The 20,163-nt window shown below is 47.8% G+C and carries 17 protein-coding genes; 10 read left to right on the top strand and 7 right to left on the bottom strand.

The window, feature by feature from the left end; all coding sequences use genetic code 11:
- Positions 1 to 49: 49 nt before the first annotated feature.
- From C3V43_RS00885 to C3V43_RS00860, 7 genes are all read left to right on the top strand, one after another.
- Positions 50 to 409, top strand: a complete 360-nt coding sequence (locus tag C3V43_RS00885) for a hypothetical protein (RefSeq protein WP_106068203.1) — start codon at positions 50 to 52, stop codon at positions 407 to 409.
- Positions 410 to 806: 397 nt separating this feature from the next.
- Positions 807 to 2,027, top strand: a complete 1,221-nt coding sequence (lnb, locus tag C3V43_RS00880) for a lipoprotein N-acyltransferase Lnb (protein ID WP_106068202.1) — start codon at positions 807 to 809, stop codon at positions 2,025 to 2,027.
- Positions 2,024 to 3,592 carry an alkaline phosphatase family protein gene (locus tag C3V43_RS00875; protein WP_106068201.1) on the top strand — a complete coding sequence of 523 codons (1,569 nt, stop codon included), beginning with the start codon at positions 2,024 to 2,026 and terminating at the stop codon, positions 3,590 to 3,592. Before lnb ends, C3V43_RS00875 begins: the two co-directional genes overlap by 4 nt.
- Before the next feature lie 278 nt (positions 3,593 to 3,870).
- The gene (gene secA, locus C3V43_RS00870; protein WP_106068200.1) at positions 3,871 to 7,206 is read left to right on the top strand and encodes a preprotein translocase subunit SecA; all 3,336 of its coding nucleotides are present in this window, start codon (positions 3,871 to 3,873) and stop codon (positions 7,204 to 7,206) included.
- Positions 7,160 to 7,657, top strand: coding sequence for a hypothetical protein (locus C3V43_RS14730; protein WP_164996203.1), 498 nt, complete (start codon positions 7,160 to 7,162; stop codon positions 7,655 to 7,657). Before secA ends, C3V43_RS14730 begins: the two co-directional genes overlap by 47 nt.
- Complete coding sequence (locus tag C3V43_RS00865; RefSeq protein WP_106068199.1) at positions 7,575 to 8,675, top strand: DUF6340 family protein; 1,101 nt, start codon at positions 7,575 to 7,577, stop codon at positions 8,673 to 8,675. The genes C3V43_RS14730 and C3V43_RS00865 overlap by 83 nt, the downstream gene beginning before the upstream one ends.
- A gap of 83 nt (positions 8,676 to 8,758) precedes the next feature.
- Positions 8,759 to 9,205: a hypothetical protein gene (locus C3V43_RS00860; protein ID WP_106068198.1), complete on the top strand. Its 447-nt coding sequence runs from the start codon at positions 8,759 to 8,761 to the stop codon at positions 9,203 to 9,205.
- 97 nt (positions 9,206 to 9,302) lie between these two features.
- Here C3V43_RS00860 and C3V43_RS00855 read toward each other — a convergent pair whose 3' ends face one another.
- On the bottom strand, positions 9,303 to 11,954 hold the full coding sequence (locus C3V43_RS00855; RefSeq protein ID WP_106068197.1) for a valine--tRNA ligase: 2,652 nt from the start codon (positions 11,952 to 11,954) through the stop codon (positions 9,303 to 9,305).
- Positions 11,955 to 12,058: 104 nt separating this feature from the next.
- Here C3V43_RS00855 and C3V43_RS00850 point away from each other — a divergent pair, with 104 nt between their 5' ends.
- Complete coding sequence (locus C3V43_RS00850; protein ID WP_106070388.1) at positions 12,059 to 13,216, top strand: DUF3810 domain-containing protein; 1,158 nt, start codon at positions 12,059 to 12,061, stop codon at positions 13,214 to 13,216.
- A gap of 28 nt (positions 13,217 to 13,244) precedes the next feature.
- A complete protein-coding gene (gene mazG, locus C3V43_RS00845; RefSeq protein ID WP_106068196.1) occupies positions 13,245 to 14,045 on the top strand; it encodes a nucleoside triphosphate pyrophosphohydrolase in 801 nt (266 codons plus the stop codon).
- 42 nt (positions 14,046 to 14,087) lie between these two features.
- On the opposite strand, the gene C3V43_RS00840 is transcribed toward mazG, so the two are convergent.
- The 6 genes from C3V43_RS00840 to rpsA form a co-directional block, all read right to left on the bottom strand.
- Complete coding sequence (locus C3V43_RS00840) at positions 14,088 to 14,564, bottom strand: hypothetical protein (protein ID WP_106068195.1); 477 nt, start codon at positions 14,562 to 14,564, stop codon at positions 14,088 to 14,090.
- Between the two features lie 28 nt (positions 14,565 to 14,592).
- Positions 14,593 to 14,958, bottom strand: coding sequence for a hypothetical protein (locus C3V43_RS00835; RefSeq protein ID WP_106070387.1), 366 nt, complete (start codon positions 14,956 to 14,958; stop codon positions 14,593 to 14,595).
- Positions 14,959 to 15,009: 51 nt separating this feature from the next.
- Positions 15,010 to 15,564 carry an RNA polymerase sigma factor gene (locus C3V43_RS00830; RefSeq protein ID WP_106068194.1) on the bottom strand — a complete coding sequence of 185 codons (555 nt, stop codon included), beginning with the start codon at positions 15,562 to 15,564 and terminating at the stop codon, positions 15,010 to 15,012.
- A 54-nt stretch (positions 15,565 to 15,618) separates the two neighbouring features.
- The gene (locus C3V43_RS00825) at positions 15,619 to 16,533 is read right to left on the bottom strand and encodes a ribonuclease Z (protein WP_106068193.1); all 915 of its coding nucleotides are present in this window, start codon (positions 16,531 to 16,533) and stop codon (positions 15,619 to 15,621) included.
- Positions 16,534 to 16,633: 100 nt separating this feature from the next.
- Positions 16,634 to 17,029 carry a hypothetical protein gene (locus C3V43_RS00820; RefSeq protein WP_129588719.1) on the bottom strand — a complete coding sequence of 132 codons (396 nt, stop codon included), beginning with the start codon at positions 17,027 to 17,029 and terminating at the stop codon, positions 16,634 to 16,636.
- Positions 17,030 to 17,174: 145 nt separating this feature from the next.
- Positions 17,175 to 18,968 carry a 30S ribosomal protein S1 gene (gene rpsA / locus C3V43_RS00815; RefSeq protein ID WP_106068191.1) on the bottom strand — a complete coding sequence of 598 codons (1,794 nt, stop codon included), beginning with the start codon at positions 18,966 to 18,968 and terminating at the stop codon, positions 17,175 to 17,177.
- Between the two features lie 148 nt (positions 18,969 to 19,116).
- Here rpsA and C3V43_RS00810 point away from each other — a divergent pair, with 148 nt between their 5' ends.
- A complete protein-coding gene (locus C3V43_RS00810) occupies positions 19,117 to 19,926 on the top strand; it encodes an alpha/beta hydrolase (protein ID WP_106068190.1) in 810 nt (269 codons plus the stop codon).
- Positions 19,927 to 20,163 lie beyond the last annotated feature (237 nt).

Genomic DNA, 20,163 nt, shown 5'->3' with positions numbered 1-20,163 from the left:
TAAGTTTTTCCGGAACAACTCCAAAAGAGGAGCGGAAGAAGAGGAGGCGATGACGGAAAGTATGAAGGTTGCCGAAGAAACAGGGCCGATGCCCGAAGAGACAGCGCCGGTTGTCGAAGAGGCAGGGTCGGCTGTCGAAGAAGCAAGCCCGCTTGTAGAAGAGGACGGGGATTTTCAGGCGGCAACTTCTCCTGCCGCTGCTGCGGAAGTGTCCGAAGCTTACGCGGCGACTTCGGACGAACTTGTAGCCGACTGCCTGCCGACTGCCTGCCGGCAAGCAGTCCGGAAAGCGGTAAAAAGCAGGATAACATGCAGCTTATTAGCGAGTTATCGCGCGGATCTCCCCTCTCGCGCGCGAGAGAAGAGAAGAATAGAGAAGAAGAGAATAGAAAATACCTCCTCCATATAATTCCTCCTCTTAAGGCGGAGGAGGTGGATTAAGGTGGAGGAGGTGGAGGAACACCACACCGCATGCGTCGTAACGTGAGGGCGCAACGGGTGCGAGGTGTGAGATTGCAGACGATGAAGTGCGGGCTTACGGAAGCTGAAGTGCGGGCTTACGGATGACGAAGTGCGGAGTTGCGGACGATGAAGTGCAGAGTTGCGAGCGATGTATCCGGTTTGTTCTCTAAATTGATTTATAACTATAAGATTACAAAAAATAAGCGAGATTACCATTTTCTTATTCCGAATACGTATTAATAACCAAAAAAAGGAGACTTCCCCACCCGCAAACGCCTAAAAAAGACTATCTTTGCGCCCATATTACCAAAGAATAGTTTTATTGAGATATTACGAGAACAGGTATGAAACATTTTTCCTCCATTCTCCTCCGCTTCGTCTTCGTCGCTCTTCTCCTGCCCGTTGCCACCCTGCAAGCAACAACGACCGAGAACAATGCCCCCGAAGATTCCACTCGCATCAGCCTGCTGACATGTGCCGCTGGCGGAGAGATATATTACCTCTTCGGTCATACTGCTATCCGCTATGAGAACTTCACACGGGGCGTGGACGTCGTGTTCAATTACGGGGTGTTTGATTTCAATACTCCCAATTTCACCTTTCGTTTTGCCTTGGGAGATACGTATTATCAATTAGGAGTGACGGAATATCGGTATTTTGCCAACGAGTACACCGCTTTAGGACGTGACGTATGGCAACAGACGCTGAACCTGACATACGGTGAAAAAGAGCACCTCTTCCGACGGCTTCAGGAGAATTACAAACCGGAAAACCGCATGTATCTCTACAATTTCTTTTACGACAACTGCGCCACCCGTCCACGCGACCAAATAGAGCATGCCATAGACGGCACTTTGCGGTATGCCGAAAACATGACCGACAGCAACACCGGAATCAGCTTCCGCGATTTGCTGCATAAATACAGCGAAGGACATCCGTGGGCACGTTTCGGCATGGACTTGTGCATGGGCAGCAAGGCCGATAAACCTATCAGCAGAAGAGAAATGATGTTCGTCCCTTTCTATCTGCAAGAGCACATCAGCAAAGCGCAGATCACGGACCGGCAAGGACGAGCACGACCGTTGGTGGCATCGGAAAAGAAAATCGTGCTGACAGGAAAAACTCCTGCCGACTTCCGCACCGGGGGCATCACACCCATGCAGGCGGCTCTGCTGTTGCTGACGGTGGTGGCAAGCGTCACCCTATGGGGAGTAAGCAGGCGGAAATCCTTGTGGGGGATAGACCTTATACTCTTCGCGGCAGCAGGTACGGCGGGCTGTATATTGGCTTTTCTGGCTCTCTTCTCGCAACATCCGGCAGTAAGCCCCAACTACCTGCTGTTCGTGTTTCATCCGCTGCACTTGCTCTGTCTTCCCTCTATGCTGATTCGGGTAAAAAGAAAGAAGGCAAGCCGCTATATGCGGGCTAATTTCATTGTTTTAACTCTTTTTATAGCCCTTTGGGTAATAATTCCTCAAGAATTCCCGCTGACAGTATTACCTTTGGCACTGTGTTTGCTAATACGCTCAGGAAGCAACCTCTTTTTGACATATAAAAAGAAATGAAAAAAGGACTGATAACCTCCATACTTGCGCTAACATTCGGTGGCCTGCAAGCCCAACCGCAGCCTGCCACCCCCAAACTGGTGGTGACGCTCACCGTTGACCAACTGCGCACGGACTATATGGAAGCTTTCTCGTCCTTATATGGGGAAAAAGGATTCAAACGCCTGCTACGCGAAGGCAAAGTGTTCCGTCAGGCAGAATTCGCTTTCAACGGAATCGATCGGGCATCGGCCATAGCCGCCATCTATACCGGTACAACGCCTTCCATGAACGGCATCATTGCCGAAAACTGGCTGGATGCCCATACGCTACGCCCCGTGAACTGCGTGGAAGATCCCGACTTCATGGGCAACTACACGGACGAAAGTACCTCCCCATCACGATTGCTGGCATCTACTATTGCCGACGAATTGAGAATAGCCACCCGGAACAAAGGACTGGTCTATGCCATAGCACCCTTCAGCGATGCCGCCATATTGGGAGCAGGCCATGCTGGAAACGGTGCTTTTTGGCTTAACAAAAACACGGGAAAATGGTGCAGTACGACCTATTACAGTGAGTTCCCGTGGTGGCTGAGCCTATACAACGAACGCAAATCGCCCGACTTCCGCATCAAGGACATGGTGTGGACGCCTGCACTTCCTTTTGCTTACTATACTTTCTTACCCGAATGGCGAGACGAGCCTTTTAAATATAAACCGGACAGCGAACGGAGCAATAAGTTCCGACGGCTGCTCACCACTCCCTTCATCAACGAGGAAGTGAACTTGCTGACCGAAGAACTGCTGAACAAAAGCACCGTGGGGCAAGACGAAGTACCCGACCTGCTTTCGCTGACCTACTACGCCGGAAACTACAATCGCCGAAGCGTGCAAGAGTGTGCCACGGAGATGCAGGATACCTACGTCCGGCTGGACAGAAGCATAGCTGCTCTGCTTGAGATCATCGACCGCAAGGTGGGATTGCACAACGTGCTTTTTTGTATCACCTCTACGGGCTATGCCGATGCCGAAGACGCCGACCCGGGCATCTATCGTACACCGGGCGGAGAGTTCCACTTGAACCGATGCGCCACGTTGCTGAACATGTTCCTTATGGCTACCTACGGCGAAGGCCGGTATGTGGAAGCTTATTACGACCGGCAAATCTACCTCAACCATAAACTGATAGAGAGTAAGCAACTGAGCCTGGCAGAGATTCAGGGAAAGGCTGCCGAGTTTTTAGTACAGTTCAGCGGTATAAACGAGGTGTATTCGGCTCACCGCCTGCTGTTAGGCTCTTGGTCGCCACAGATAGAGCGCATCCGCAACGGCTTCCATCGCAAGCGTTCCGGCGACTTGACCATTGATGTACTGCCGGGTTGGACCGTGATGCAGGAAAACAATACCGATAATCGTGTGGTGCGCAAAGCCAATATCCCTGCCCCCCTTATCCTGCTGGGCAGTGGCATAAAAGCGGAAACCATCCGCACACCTGTCAGCATAGAGCGCATTGCCCCCACCCTGGCCGGTGTAATGCGCATTCGCGCTCCGAATGCAAGCACTGCCTCTCCCCTCGATTTCTAAAGCTTGTCTCAATAAAGAATGAAGGTCTCAGAAGGAGAACTTTCCGGATGCAAACGGCACGGATGACACAGATTTTCAAGAAAACGAGACTGTCCATCACTTGTCTCATCAGTACTTGATAAAATCGAAACACAAAGCTTTCAGGACCAAGTGGAATTTCTTTAAGAATGATTTCGGGAGGATTAAAATAATCTGTGCAAATCTGGGTAAATCTGTATAGAAATCAGTAATTTTGCACACCTAATTAACTCAGCAATAATAATAAAAACAGATATATAATGGGATTCAATGAATTTTTAAGCTCGATTTTCGGCAATAAGTCCACACGCGACATGAAAGAAATACAGCCGTGGGTGGAGAAAATTAAAGCCGCTTATCCGGAAGTAGCCAAGCTCGACAACGATGGTTTGCGCGCCAAGACTGAGGAACTGAAGGTCTACATCCTCGAATCGGCTACCGAACAGCGCACCAAAGTAGAAGAATTGAAAGCAAGCGTGGAAGACACCGAACTGGAAAAACGCGAAGACATTTTCAATCAGATTGACAAAATAGAAAAAGAAATATTGGACATTTACGAAAAGGCATTGGACGAAGTGCTTCCCACCGCTTTTGCCATCGTAAAGGAAACTGCCCGGCGCTTCGCCGAGAATGAAGAAGTGACGGTGACGGCCACCGAATTTGACCGCCAACTGGCAGCCACCAAAGACTTCGTCCGCATAGAGGGCGACAAGGCCATCTACCAAAACCACTGGATAGCCGGTGGCAACGACACCGTATGGAACATGGTGCACTATGACGTGCAATTGTTTGGTGGTGTGGTATTGCACAAAGGAAAAATTGCCGAAATGGCAACGGGTGAAGGTAAAACACTGGTGGCCACCCTGCCGGTATTCCTCAATGCCCTGACAGGTAACGGTGTACACGTAGTGACCGTGAACGACTATCTGGCCAAACGTGACTCCGAGTGGATGGGACCGCTCTATATGTTCCACGGCTTGAGCGTGGACTGCATCGACAAGCACCAGCCCAACTCCGACGCCCGCCGAAAAGCTTATATGGCGGACATCACCTTCGGAACAAACAATGAATTCGGCTTCGATTACCTGCGTGACAACATGGCTATCAGCCCGAAAGACCTTGTACAACGTCAGCACAATTATGCCATCGTGGATGAGGTGGACTCGGTATTGATCGACGATGCCCGTACTCCGCTTATCATCTCCGGCCCCGTGCCCAAAGGCGACGACCAGCTCTTCGAGCAGCTCCGCCCGCAAGTGGAACGTCTGGTGGAAGCGCAAAAGAGAATAGCCACCCAATATCTGGCCGATGCCAAACGGCTCATTGCCTCGGACGACAAAAAAGACCAGGAAGAGGGATTCCTCGCCTTATATCGCAGCCACAAGTGCCTGCCCAAGAACAAACCTCTCATCAAGTTCTTGAGCGAACAGGGCATCAAGGCCGGCATGCTGAAGACCGAGGAAATCTACATGGAGCAGAACAACAAACGCATGCACGAGGTGACAGATCCGCTGTACTTCGTAATAGACGAGAAACTGAACAGCGTGGATCTGACGGACAAGGGCGTGGATCTTATCAGCGGAAATGCCGAAGACCCCACTTTCTTTGTACTGCCCGACATCACCGCCCAGCTCTCGGCCTTGGAAAACGAAACAGAACTGACGGACGAACAGCGTCTGGAAAAGAAGGATACCCTGATGACGAACTATGCCGTGAAGAGCGAACGCGTGCACACCATCAACCAGCTACTGAAGGCCTATACCATGTTCGAGAAAGACGACGAATACGTAGTCATCAACGGACAAGTGAAGATCGTGGACGAGCAGACCGGACGTATCATGGAAGGTCGCCGCTATTCCGACGGCTTGCATCAGGCCATCGAAGCCAAAGAGGGCGTGAAGGTGGAAGCAGCCACACAGACTTTCGCCACGATTACGTTGCAGAACTACTTCCGCATGTATCACAAACTATCCGGTATGACAGGTACCGCTGAAACAGAGGCCGGCGAGTTGTGGGACATCTATAAACTGGATGTGGTAGTTATCCCCACCAACCGTGCCATTGCCCGTAATGACATGAACGACCGCGTTTACAAGACGAAACGCGAGAAATACAAAGCCGTCATCGAGGAAATAGAAAAGATGGTAGCAGCCGGACGTCCGGTTCTGGTGGGTACTACATCAGTGGAGATTTCCGAAATGCTGAGCAAGATGCTTGCCATGCGTAAGATAGAACATAGCGTATTGAACGCCAAGTTGCACCAAAAGGAAGCGGACATTGTGGCGAAAGCCGGTTTGAAGTGTGCGGTGACCATCGCCACGAATATGGCCGGCCGTGGTACGGATATCAAGCTGAGTCCCGAGGTGAAAGCTGCCGGTGGTCTTGCCATCATCGGTACGGAACGCCATGAAAGCCGTCGTGTAGACCGCCAGTTGCGCGGTCGTGCAGGTCGTCAGGGTGACCCCGGTTCCTCTGTTTTCTTCGTGTCACTGGAAGACGACCTGATGCGCCTCTTCTCTTCCGACCGTATTGCCGGCGTGATGGATAAGCTTGGTTTCAAAGAGGGCGAAATGATTGAGCACAGCATGATTTCCAAATCCATAGAACGTGCGCAGAAGAAAGTGGAAGAAAACAACTTCGGCATCCGTAAGCGACTGCTGGAATACGATGACGTGATGAACAAACAGCGTACGGTGGTCTACACCAAACGCCGCCACGCGCTGATGGGCGAACGCATCGGCATGGATATCGTAAACATGATTTGGGATCGCTGCGCCAACGCCGTAGAAGCCCCCGATTATGAAAACTGCAAGATGGATGTGCTCCAGACCCTTGCCATGGAGGTGCCTTTCACCGAAGAGGAATTCCGCAACGAGAAGAAAGAAAGTCTTGCAGACAGAACTTTCGAAGCTGCCATGACACTCTTCAAGCGTAAAACCGAACGCATGGCACAGATTGCCCATCCGGTCATCAAGCAGGTGTACGAAGCACAAGGTCACATGTACGAAAACATCTTGATACCTATCACCGACGGCAAACGGATGTACAACATCTCCTGCAACTTGAAGAAAGCTTACGAAACCGAATGCAAGGAGGTAGTGAAGTCGTTCGAGAAATCAATCCTGTTGCACGTTATCGACGAAGCATGGAAAGAAAACCTGCGCGAACTGGATGATTTGAAGCACTCTGTACAGAATGCAAGCTACGAGCAGAAAGATCCGTTGTTGATTTATAAGCTGGAATCCGTAAACTTGTTTGATGCCATGGTTGACAAAATAAACAACCAGACCATTTCTATCCTTATGCGCGGACAGATTCCGATGCAGGAAGCACCTGCCGAAAATCAGGAAGTTCAACGGTCGGCTCGCCATGTAGAGGTACGCCAGGCTGCTCCGGAACAACGTCAGGATATGAGTAAATACCGCGAACAGAAGGTAGACCTGAACGACCCGCATCAGCAGGCCGCCGTAGCGCAAGATACGCGCGAACAACCCAGACGGGAACCGATCCGTACCGAAAAAACAGTAGGACGTAATGATCCTTGTCCTTGTGGCAGCGGTAAGAAATTTAAGAATTGTCACGGAAGAAATGCCTAAAGCCAAACGGTATGAGGCAGCGCAGAGCTTGGTAATTCTTGCTCTGCGTTTTTTTATAGGATTCTTTTTGGGGGAGTGTTTGCCCCAATTCTTAACACAAGAAGAGATTAAGTCTCTTACGCACTGTCCGGAATGGATAGCTGACCTTCAAAAAGAGAGCTTTTCTCAGGCGCAGACGCCCCAAACGCTCTTTTTCTTTATTCAAGAGCTGTGTATCGGGATGCTATCTGCATCCAGCAGTTTAAAGATACATAGATATTTTAGACATTTGCATTTTTTATTTTCGTCTAACCTTTTTATAACTTCTAATCTTTATATATATCAGCTTAAAAGCGTAATTTTGTTTTTAAAACAAGATCTTGAAGAAGATGGCAAAATATCACTATTGTCTGTTACTGACAATTTTACTGCTTTTGGGCAGTTGTCGGAGTGTAGAACAACTGTCCATTGAGTATATGCTTCCGGCAGAAGTCAGCTTTCCTACTACTCTGAAACGGGTAGCTGTTGTCAACAACATGCCTTCTGTTCCCGACAACAAACTGATTATCACAAAAGAAGAGCAGAACAAAGGAGCAAACGAGTGGATGCGGATGACCAACTACTATAATGGAGATGCCGCAACAACCGCCGAATCGCTGGCAAAGACCCTAGCCGATGAAAACTATTTTGAAGAAGTAGTGATCTGCGACTCCGCCTTGCGCAGCAAAGACATCAGTCCACGAGAAAGCACATTGTCGACGGAAGAAGTAAATCATCTTATCCAAAACCTTGATGTAGATTTCCTGATCGCCTTGGAGAATGTACAGATGCGTTCCACCCGCAAGATAAGCTATATACCCGATTGGGGAGTTTTTCATGGCACTGTAGATGTAAAGGTTTATCCCACAGTAAAAGTGTATCTGCCCAACCGTAAAGGTCCCATGGTGACTGTCAGTACCAATGACAGCATTTTCTGGGAGGAAGTAGGAAGCGGAGAAGCTTACGTGCGTAGCCACCTCATCAAAGAAGAAGATATGCTGAAACAAGCATCGGAGTTTGCCGGCACAATACCTACCAAGCACCTACTCCCTTATTGGAAAACCGATAACCGATATCTCTTCAGCAGTGGTTCAGTGAACATGCGCGACGGTGCAATATATGCCAAAGAAGAGAATTGGACAGAAGCCATCGCCCTCTGGAAGCAGACTTACAATAACAAGAAGGGAAAGCAAAAAATACATGCCGCCTGCAACATAGCCTTGGGATATGAGATGCAAGACAGCATAGACACTGCTCTGGAATGGGCATCGAAAGCGCAAGCCCTCACCGATGGAAAAGGAAAGAATACATCGAAGGATAGTGCCGAACTCAGTGACAGCATGACTTCCTATTATCTCTTCACCACCTCATACGTGAACGAATTGCAGAAACGAAAGGAAGGAATGGCACGGCTGAACATGCAAATGATGCGGTTTAAAGAGGAAGAATAGCTATATATCTGTTTTTTTCACCTTTAACCATACATTATAAATAATTTTCCCTACCTTTGAACAACTATTAAGAAAAAGCAATTATGAAGCTCAGTCAATCGTCATTATCACTCTTGGAGGATAGCATCAAAAAAGCAATTGGGAAATATACTTGCGGTTGCGAACAGACCATCGTTACGGATATTCATCTGCAACCGAACCAAAACTCGGGCGAGCTGTCTGTCTTTGATGATGAGGATGAAGAGCTTATCAATACCACTATCGAAGAATGGACTACTTACGAAGGGGATGATTTCTACGAGAATACGGAACGTATCCTCACCACCCTGCTCTGCAACATGAAAAACGCAGGAGTTTTTGACAAACTGACCATTCTAAAACCTTTCTCCTTTGTACTGGTAGATGATGAGAAAGAAACCCTTGCTGAACTCTTGTTGATAGACGATGAAACCTTATTGGTAAATGATGAACTACTGAAAGGACTGGATGAAGAACTGGACGCTTTCTTGAAGAATCTATTGGAGAAATAAAAGCGGTTAGAAGCTTCCCAAAGCTTTCTATTATACAAATAAAAAAGAACTCCGAGATGTTTCCATCTCGGAGTTCTTTTTTTCATACTAATTCTACTCATGCTTTACGCAACGCCGCTATGCTTTCTTTCAAAGAGTTGATAATGCTTTCGGCATCCGCCTGCTTCTTACGTTCCATTTCAATGACGGCAGCCGGAGCGTTGCTCACAAACTTCTCATTGCCCAATTTCTTCAGTACACCTTGAAGGAAGCCTTCCTTATGCTTCAGCTCGGCCTCCATACGGGCTATTTCAGCTTCCACATCAATCATATTGCCGATAGGCACTGCATATTCAGTCGTGCCTACCATAAATGCGGCAGCTCCTTCAGTCTTGGTCTCCACCACATTGATTGTCGAAAGGTTGCACATCTTTTCAATAACAGCGTTGAATTCAACCGCCGGATTTTCACCGATGACCTGCAATTCCAACGCTTCTTTCTGGGCAATATTCTTTTGCAAACGGATAGAGCGGATGCTACTGATTACTTCTTTTACGGTTTCAAAGCGGGCAAGCACATCTTTATATACCACGCTATCTATGGTTATCGTGTCTATCATCAGGCTGATGTGTTCCTCCTCTATCTCCTCTTCTGTACGATTGTAGAGATGCTGCCAGATTTCCTCGGTGATGAACGGCATAAAAGGATGCAACAAATGCAGCAAATTATCAAAAAAACGCAGGGTGCAGTCGTGGATACTGCTTGGAATTCCTTCGCCGTAAGCCGGTTTGATAATTTCCAGATACCAAGAAGAGAATTCATCCCAGAATAATTTGTATACAGCCATCAAGGCTTCGCTCAGGCGATATTTGCCAAAAAGGTCGGCCACTTCGGCAGCCACTTCGTTTTGTTTGGACTCAAACCACTCGGCAGCCAGACGCGAGGCTTCGGAAACCTGCTTTTCCTCGTCTACCTTCCAGCCATTCACCAAGCGAAAAGCATTCCATATCTTGTTACAGAAGTTGCGCCCCTGTTCGCACAGCGCATCGTCGAAAAGAATATCATTGCCGGCAGGAGCCGAAAGCATCATACCCATACGCACACCATCGGCGCCATACTTCTCTATCAACTCCAACGGATCGGGAGAGTTGCCCAACGATTTCGACATCTTACGTCCCAGCTTGTCGCGAACAATACCCGTAAAATAAACATTTCTAAACGGCATCTCGCCTTCATATTCGTAGCCGGCCATAATCATACGTGCCACCCAAAAGAAGATGATATCCGGCCCGGTCACCAAATCGCTTGTAGGATAATAATATTTGATTTCCTCGTTACCGGGGTTGTTGATGCCATCAAACAAAGATATAGGCCACAACCATGAAGAGAACCAAGTGTCCAAGCAGTCTTCGTCCTGACGGAGATCTTCCATTTTCAAGCCGGAATTACCGGTCTTTTCTTTAGCCAACTTCAACGCCTCTTCGGCAGTGGCAGCTACCACATAGCCGCCTTCCGGCAAGAAATAAGCCGGGATGCGATGTCCCCACCACAACTGACGGCTGATGCACCAGTCCTTGACGTTCTCCAGCCAATTCTTATACGTATTCTTATATTTGGCAGGATAAAACTTCAATTCATCATTCATCACCGGCGGTAATGCCATATCCGCAAAATGCTGCATTTTCAAGAACCATTGCATGGAAAGCTTCGGTTCGATGGGTACATTGGTTCGCTCAGAGAAGCCTACCTTATTGGTATATGCCTCTACCTTTTCAAGCAATCCGGCGGCAGCAAGATCTTTCTCTATCTGCTCGCGCACGTCGAAACGATCCATGCCGACATACAGCCCCGCTGCTTCGCTAAGTGTTCCGTTATCATTGAAGATGTCGATACTCGGCAAATTATACTTCTCGCCCAGCATATAGTCGTTCACATCATGCGCAGGAGTAACCTTCAAACAGCCGGTACCGAATTCGATATCCACATAATCGTCTTCAATCACCGGAATGGCACGGCCTACCAATGGAACAATCACTTTTTTCCCCTTCAACCAAGTATTCTTGGGGTCTTCGGGATTGATACACATTGCAGTATCACCCATAATGGTTTCGGGACGGGTAGTGGCAACCACCGCATAACGCCCTTCGGGATCACCTTCTACCATATATTTCAGATAATATAGTTTGCTATGCTCTTCCTTATAGATAACTTCCTCATCGCTGAGAGCAGTCAATGCCTTCGGATCCCAGTTCACCATGCGGACACCCCGGTATATCAAACCTTTATTATACAAATCTACAAAAACCTTCAGCACACTCTCGCTACGAGTTTCGTCCATGGTGAAAGCCGTGCGCTCCCAATCGCAAGAAGCACCCAACTTGCGAAGTTGCTTCAGGATGATTCCGCCATGCTCGTCAGTCCATTCCCAAGCGTGCTTCAGAAATTCTTCACGAGTGAGGTCGGTCTTCTTGATTCCTTGTTCGGCGAGTTTGTTCACCACTTTGGCCTCGGTAGCGATGGAAGCATGATCGGTACCCGGCACCCAGCAGGCGTTTTTACCTTCCATGCGAGCACGACGCACCAGAATATCTTGAATGGTATTATTAAGCATGTGTCCCATGTGCAACACACCGGTGACGTTAGGAGGCGGAATGACGACAGTGTAAGGCTCGCGACTATCGGGTTTCGAACTGAATAATTTGTGGCCCAACCAATACCGGTACCACTTTTCCTCCACGTCAGCAGGATTGTACTTACTTGCTAATTCCATGTTTTTTTTAAATATCTACGATTAATTTATTTCGAATAACGCGTGCAAAATTAATGAATTAAAAATTAAATATATATTTTTGCCCCTATAAAACAATGGATAAAATGAGGTACAAGCTGAAATTCAGACATGTTATACTAATCGTGCTGCTGTCTGCCACATGGGCAACTCAACTTATTCCATCATTGAGCGACATGTATGCGCGCATCGTTTATCCGATAATCGCTTTCTGCCTATCGTCTTTTTCCGGGCTTATCCCTTTTGCCATAGGCGACTTATTCATCTTTCTGAGCATCATCGGCCTTTTTCTTTATCCCGTCAAAGCATACTACGTACAGAAAAAGAAATGGAAGCAGATTCTGTTGAACGAAGCGGAATATCTGGCGTGGATATATGCTTGGTTTTATCTGGCATGGGGGCTGAACTATTTTCAAAAAGACATATATGAACGGACGGATATGTCGCGGCGGGAATACAGCAAGACCGCTTTTCAGGCATTCGCAAACGATTATATCGACAAGCTGAACGGTTCTTACGTTCGTATCACTTCTATCAATGAGCCGTTGGTGCGCCGAGAAAGCGTCAACGCTTACCGCCAAATCAGCGATAGTCTGGGCGTGCACTACCCGCTCCAAGATTCTCCGCGTGCGAAAACCATGCTTTTCACTCCTCTCATCTCGATGGTTGGGGTCACCGGAAGCATGGGACCTTTCTTTTGCGAGTTCACGCTGAACGGCGATCTGCTCCCATCGCAATATCCTGCCACTTATGCCCACGAACTGGCACATCTGTTAGGCATTGCCGGCGAAGCGGAAGCCAACTTCTATGCCTATCAGGTATGCATCCGTTCCAAAGCACGCGGCATTCGCTTCAGCGGCTACTTGTCGGTACTCCCACATGTGCTCGGCAATGCTGCCCTACTGATGACCGAAGAAGAATATGCACTGCTTGTCCACCGCATAAGGCCGGAAATCATCGAACAAGTGCAGAGCAACCGGAAGTATTGGATGGAGAAATACAGTCCGCTCCTTGGAAAGATACAGGATAGGATTTACGATTGGTATCTGAAAGGGAACAACATTTCGAGCGGTCGTAAGAATTACTCGGAGGTTGTGGGATTGCTGGTCTCCTATTATGAATATGAACAAATAATACAAGCAACGAACCGCTTGAATGCCGAAGAGAAAGAAGGAGTGAGGCAACTGTCATTCCCAAGTGCAGATGATCTAAGAGAGGAAATGAGGCTATTTGTCCCACGATAAACAGAAATTACTTAAAAAGATACAGATAATGATACATAACAGAAAAGAACAGATGGAAGCTTTCGGACGCTTCCTCGATATACTCGACGAACTCCGCGAGAAATGTCCGTGGGATCGCAAACAAACCAATGAAAGCCTGCGCCCCAACACCATCGAAGAAACTTACGAGCTTTGCGACGCCCTGATGCGCGATGACAAGGATGACATCTGCAAAGAGTTGGGCGATGTATTGCTGCACGTGGCTTTCTATGCAAAGATAGGCAGTGAAACCGGTGATTTCGACATGAAAGACGTCTGCGACCGTCTTTGCGAAAAACTGATTTTCCGTCATCCTCACGTGTTCGGCGATGTAAAAGCAGAGACAGCCGGACAGGTTTCTGAAAACTGGGAACAACTGAAGTTGAAAGAGAAAAACGGCAATAAAACCGTGCTAAGCGGTGTCCCGGCTGCTCTTCCCTCACTGATTAAAGCCTACCGCATTCAAGATAAGGCTCGCAACGTAGGGTTCGATTGGGAAGAACGTGAACAGGTTTGGGAGAAAGTGAAAGAGGAAATCAAAGAATTTCAAGCGGAAGTGGGGCAGATGGAAAAAGACAAAGCGGAAGCGGAATTCGGTGACGTCATGTTCAGCCTCATCAATGCCGCCCGCCTATACAAAATCAATCCGGACAATGCACTAGAACGAACCAATCAGAAATTCATCAACCGCTTCAACTATCTGGAGGCACATACCATCAAAGAAGGAAAGAGCCTGCACGACATGACGCTGGAAGAAATGGATGTGCTATGGAACGAAGCCAAAGCATTGGAAAAGGGACACAAAGCATAACCCCTTTTCCAATGCAAAACAGGTTAGATGCAAAGCTGCTTCTTACTTGCTACGTCCTTGCATCCTTCTTTGAGGCCTTTCACCTTTCTTGTGCATGCCCCTCAGCAGTTCGCGATGGAAACGCATTTCAGCTCTCTGTACCAGATATATTTTCTTGTAGGATAATATTTTCTTAAATTTATCGAAGTAGGTCTTATCCAAACGGTCGGAAGCGATACGGGCGTCGTATACTCCCTCCAAAATTTCCTGATACTGGGCTTCGGTAGTTTCTTTATCCTTACCCTTCCGGAGCAATGTCCATGCTTCATCGTTCAACTGCTTTTTCCGATCCTGCAACTCGAAATACAAGGGGAAGAATATAGCAGCTTCCTCATTTGTCAATCCGGCCTTTTCAATGATAAAGGCCTTCTGTTTGGTACGAAACTCATCGGGTGACAAGTATTGATTGATTCCATTACCAGCCCGAAGCAAAGGCATTACACCACATGCCATTACCAATAAAACGATTAGTCTTTTCATTTTTTCAATCAGCTAAGTAGTTGTTTTTTCATTCGGCATCAGAATCTGCCAAGAAGACGTACAATGAATAGTCGTCCATCATGGAGTTTTCCACAGCCATATTAATATATTCCATCTGGGCTTCCGTCTCATCGGCAACCACGCTATCCGCGGCAGGCGTACGGTCTGAAGAAGCCACCCTGATAATCAATGCTGCACCAATGAACATGGCAGCCATATACAGCCACGGCCTCACCATTTCCCATCTTGTAGGCTCTCTTTGAGTGATAGCATTTTTCTCTTTCTCGGGAAGTCGGCTCATCACCTCCGAGGTAAGATTGTCAAAGTAACCGTCGGGAACGCGGAAAGGATTCTCCGCTCCTATCTTTTTCCGTATTTTATCTTCTTCCTTCATAAAGTTTCTTTCTCCTTCCTGTTCAATTAGACATTGTTTCACGGCAAAGGTTTAATCCGCTTCGCTTATAAAACTTTCGATTTTCTTCACGGCATGATGATAGGACGCTTTCAAAGCCCCCACCGATGTGCCAAAGATTTCGGACATCTCTTCATATTTCATCTCTTGATAATATTTCAGATTGAACACCATGCGTTGCTTTTCCGGCAAGGTGAGCAAAGCCTTTTGAAGAGTCATTTCCGCCTTGTCGCCGGAGAAGTACGGGTCGCTCTCCAGCTTTCGGAGCACATCAGCCTCCGCATCGTCCAAAGAGACGGTAGATAAAGCCTGCCGCTTGTTCAGGAAGGTAAGGCACTCGTTCAAAGCAATGCGATAAAGCCAAGTGGAGAGCTTGGCCTCCGCCCGGAAATAGTCGATATTTATCCATGCTTTAATAAAAGTGTTCTGAAGCAAATCGTTGGCATCTTCATGAGAAAGAACCATGCGGCGAATCTGCCAGTACAGTTGTTCGCTATACTGGGCAACAATCATCTCGAACCCTTGTTTTTGCGTACTTTCGTCCAGCAAAAGGGCCAACACTTCGCGTTCATTATAAGAAGAGGTCATAAACTTCCGTTCGCATTTGTTGTTTTAGACTGCCAAAGATACAAAAAGTTTAATTCACACCGACACGCAAAGTGTCTCTTTAGCAAGCAGCGTATCGGGGAATATGGTTGAAGCCTCTTGTAGCAGTACAGTTTCTTCCTCATACCGGGCGGAGAAGTGGCCTATAAGCAACCGCTTCACTCCGGCGGCTTTGGCTATCCCGGCAGCTTGTGCCGCAGTTGTATGGAATGTTTCTCCGGCACGCGGCGCATCTTCTTCGGCAAAGGTGGCCTCATGGAAAAGCAGGTCTACGCCTTGTATCTGTCCGACGATAGAAGGCAGACAGATTGTATCCGAGCAATAGGCATAACGGCGGGGAGGGTCGGCAGGATGCGTCAGCAGATGGTTGGGAATGGTTTCTCCTGCCAGCGTCACATAGTCTTCTCCGTTCTTTATACGGTTCAGTTCGTACACCGGCACTTGGTAGAAGTCTACCATATCACGGATGATGTGGTTGGGGCGAGGTTTCTCCGCAAACAGGAAACCGCAACAGGGCATGCGATGACGCAACGGAATGGTTGTCACCGTCAGCGAGCGGTCTTCATAAATCAGCATGGGTTCCTTTGTCTCGAACACATGGAAGAGCACCTTGTACGACATCTGCCGATTGAAAAAGTCGAGCATCGGCGTCAAGAGTTCTTCCAGGCCTTTGGGAGAATGTATGTGCAGCTCGGCAGTACGTCCCAAAAGATTCAGCGTAGAGATTAGGCCCAACAGGCCGTAACAATGATCTCCATGCAAATGGGAAATAAAGACATGGTTCAGCCGGGAGAATTTCAATCGAGATTTACGAAACTGCAGTTGGGCGCCTTCCCCACAGTCTATCATAAACAACTTATCACGCACGTTCACTATCTGCGAAGTGGGGAAATGGCGTGTGGTAGGCAATGCGGAACCGCAGCCGAGGATATGTATGTCAAATTTTTCCATAACGGGGCAAAGATAATCAAAGCACCGCAAATACGAAAACAAAAAGGGAACTACGGAAACAATCCGCAATTCCCTTTTTATATCAAATATATGACCTGCATCAATACCGAAGAGGACGGAACAAATCCCAACATGTCAGAATCAGCAGGAACAGGAGAATATTGACACAACTCACAGCCAATTCTCCATAAAACTCCACGCCTATGTATTTCAGCAGAAAACCGATGACCAACTCCGCCATGTAGCTGCATACACAAATCCAGATACGAAGCCGGAACTCCTGCCGCGCTTCAAGCGTATAATCTCCCATCCGTATCGCCTCCCGCTTGTCGGCATAGGCAGACAACGGAAAAAACAATACGGGAAGAAAGAGGAGCAACAATAAGGAAACCCACGAGAGCCACTGCTTTTTGTCTTTCGGGAAACGCTGTACCAATAGTACAAAAGCCAATGTCCATAAGGGTAAACAAGTACATAAAAGGATGAAAGGTATCATTATTTTAAGTTTTCTCGTCAAACAAAGAAAAGAGTCCTACCATGCTCAATGAGAGCATGATACGACTCTTTCAATTATCTATTACATTTTATTACGTTTCCGAATGGAGGATGCCATTCTTTTTCGTACTTAAATGGAAGTTCAATTACTTCTTACCGGCTTCCAATTGCTCTTTCAAAGCAGCCAAGGCGTCGATGTCGCCCAGAGTGGTAGATGCAGCCTGATTCTGGATAACAGGAGTTGCTTCTTCTCTCTTGCTGTTTGCTTTCTTGGCAGCCTTCTTCTCGGCTCTCTCTTCTGCCTTTGCAGCATCCTCAAAGATACGGCTGTGAGAGAGGATGATGCGCTTGGCATCTTTGTTGAACTCGATAACCTTGAATTCGAGTTTCTCGTCCAACTGTGCCTGAGAACCATCTTCCTTAACAAGGTGTTTCGGAGTAGCGAAACCTTCTACACCATAAGGCAGAGCAACAACAGCACCCTTATCCAGCATTTCGATGATAGTGCCTTCGTGTACCGAACCTACGGTGAATACTGTTTCGAATACATCCCAAGGATTCTCTTCGAGTTGCTTGTGGCCGAGGCTCAAACGACGGTTTTCCTTATCGATTTCCAGAACCTGTACGTCGATGTCGGCACCAATCTGAGTAAATTCTGACGGATGTTTTACTTTCTTCGTCCAAGACAGATCAGAGATGTGAATCAAGCCGTCAACGCCCTCTTCGATTTCAACAAATACACCGAAATTAGTGAAGTTGCGTACTTTAGCGGTGTGCTTGCTGCCGATGGGATATTTCTCTTCGATGGTTTCCCAAGGATCGGCCTTCAACTGCTTGATGCCGAGAGACATCTTACGTTCTTCACGATCCAAAGTCAGTACAACGGCTTCTACTTCGTCGCCTACCTTCATGAAGTCCTGTGCAGAGCGCAGGTGTTGAGACCAAGACATCTCGGAAACGTGAATCAAACCTTCTACGCCCGGAGCGATTTCGATGAATGCACCGTAATCGGCCATAACAACAACTTTACCCTTCACGTGATCGCCCACCTTCAATTCGGCGCTCAGTGCATCCCAAGGATGCGGAGTGAGTTGCTTCAAGCCGAGAGCGATACGCTTCTTCTCGTCGTCGAAGTCAAGGATAACCACATTGAGTTTCTGGTCGAGTTCAACCACTTCTTTCGGATCGCTGACACGGCCCCAAGACAGGTCAGTGATGTGAATCAAACCGTCTACGCCGCCCAAGTCGATAAATACGCCATAGGAAGTGATATTTTTAACGGTACCCTCAAGCACTTGGCCTTTTTCGAGTTTACCGATGATTTCTTTCTTCTGTTGTTCCAGTTCGGCCTCGATAAGCGCCTTGTGAGAAACAACCACATTCTTGAATTCCTGATTGATTTTGACAACCTTGAATTCCATCGTTTTGCCAACGAATACATCGTAGTCGCGGATAGGCTTCACGTCGATTTGAGAACCCGGCAAGAAAGCCTCGATACCGAATACGTCTACGATCATACCACCCTTTGTGCGGCACTTGATGTACCCCTTGATAATTTCTTCGTTTTCCAAAGCTGCGTTCACGCGGTCCCAAGAACGGGTAGCACGAGCCTTGCGGTGAGAGAGGACAAGCTGTCCTTTTTTGTCTTCCTGATTTTCGATGTACACCTCTACGGTATCACCCACTTTCAGGTCGGGATTGTAACGGAACTCACTCATCGGAATGATGCCGTCTGATTTGTAACCGATGTTCACAACTACTTCACGCTTGTTCATTGCGATTACGGTTCCGTCAACCACCTCGCGGTCGTTAACTCTGTTCAGCGTGTTGTCATACGCCTTTTCCAGTTCTTCGTGACTTGCACCGGCCACTGCTTCGCCATTTTCGTAAGCATCCCAATTGAAGTCTTCAACGGGAGATACATTCTTTAAATTTTCCATTAATAAATAAATTGTTTAACTCGTTTAATTAAGTGAGACATTATATCGACTCATTATAAATCGGGCGCAAAGATAGAAGTATTTTCTTGAATCACAAAACAAAAAGCTATCTTTGCGAAGTATCATTTTAGTGTTTTGTATATTTGCCATGAAAAAGATAATCGCGTGTGTTTTAGTTGCGTGCTGCGCACTGTTATGTTACGGTCAAAATCGGGGTGCCACCGAGAGCTACCGTACGCAAAAAGAGATATTCTATCTTCATCCGGGCGAGACGGATAGTTACAAACTGGAACGTTGCAAACTCGACATCCACTACCCCACGGACAAAAAAGGCTTTGCCACCCTTGTCTGGTTCCACGGTGGAGGCCTTGAAGCCGGTGAGAAGCATTTTCCCAAAGAGCTGATGGATAGAGGCTACGCAGTAGTAGCCGTGAACTATCGGTTGAGTCCGCGCGCCCAAAATCCGGCCTACACGGAAGATGCCGCCGAAGCGGTAGCATGGACGTTCGAGCACATAGAAGAATACGGCGGAGACAGGAATAAGATATACATTGCCGGCCATTCTGCCGGAGGGTATCTATGCCTCATGCTGAGCCTCGACAAGAACTACCTTGCCAAATGGAACATTGATGCGGACAAGCTGGCAGGTGTCTTTCCTATCAGCGGACAGACCACGACGCACTACACCATACGCAAAGAGCGTGGCCTCCCTTCCGACGTCCCCATCATAGACCGTTACGCACCTTCCAACAACATCCGAAAAGGCGCTTCCCCCATGGTGCTTATCACCGGAGACAAAGATTTGGAGATGCTGGCCCGCTATGAGGAGAACGCCCACCTATATGCGCTATTGAAAGCAATGGGGCAAAAGGTCACGCTCTATCAGCTGGAAGGTTTCGACCACGTAACCGTACTACCCCCTGCCTGCACGCTGATCGACCAGAAGATGAAGGAGTGACACGGATCGCTCCACGCAATCCGCACCCGCACACCTACCGTTCCTCTCCCCCTCTTGGGAAGCAGTTGCCGGATGTATAGATAAATGGAAATAAAAAGAGGGCTTCGCATGAGCTTTCACCGACATCCGTTTTCTTCCTCACCGAGAAACGAGGCCTCCGACACCGAGGAAGAGCTCGTTCCTCGGTGAGGAAGACATCGTTCCTCGGTGTCGAAAGAATAGCCCGCTCAGAAAGCT

It is taken from the genome of Prevotella heparinolytica, from assembly GCF_002998535.1.
In the GTDB taxonomy this organism is placed as follows: Bacteria; Bacteroidota; Bacteroidia; order Bacteroidales; family Bacteroidaceae; genus Bacteroides; species Bacteroides heparinolyticus.
This window is presented reverse-complemented; position numbering and strand designations above follow the sequence as displayed.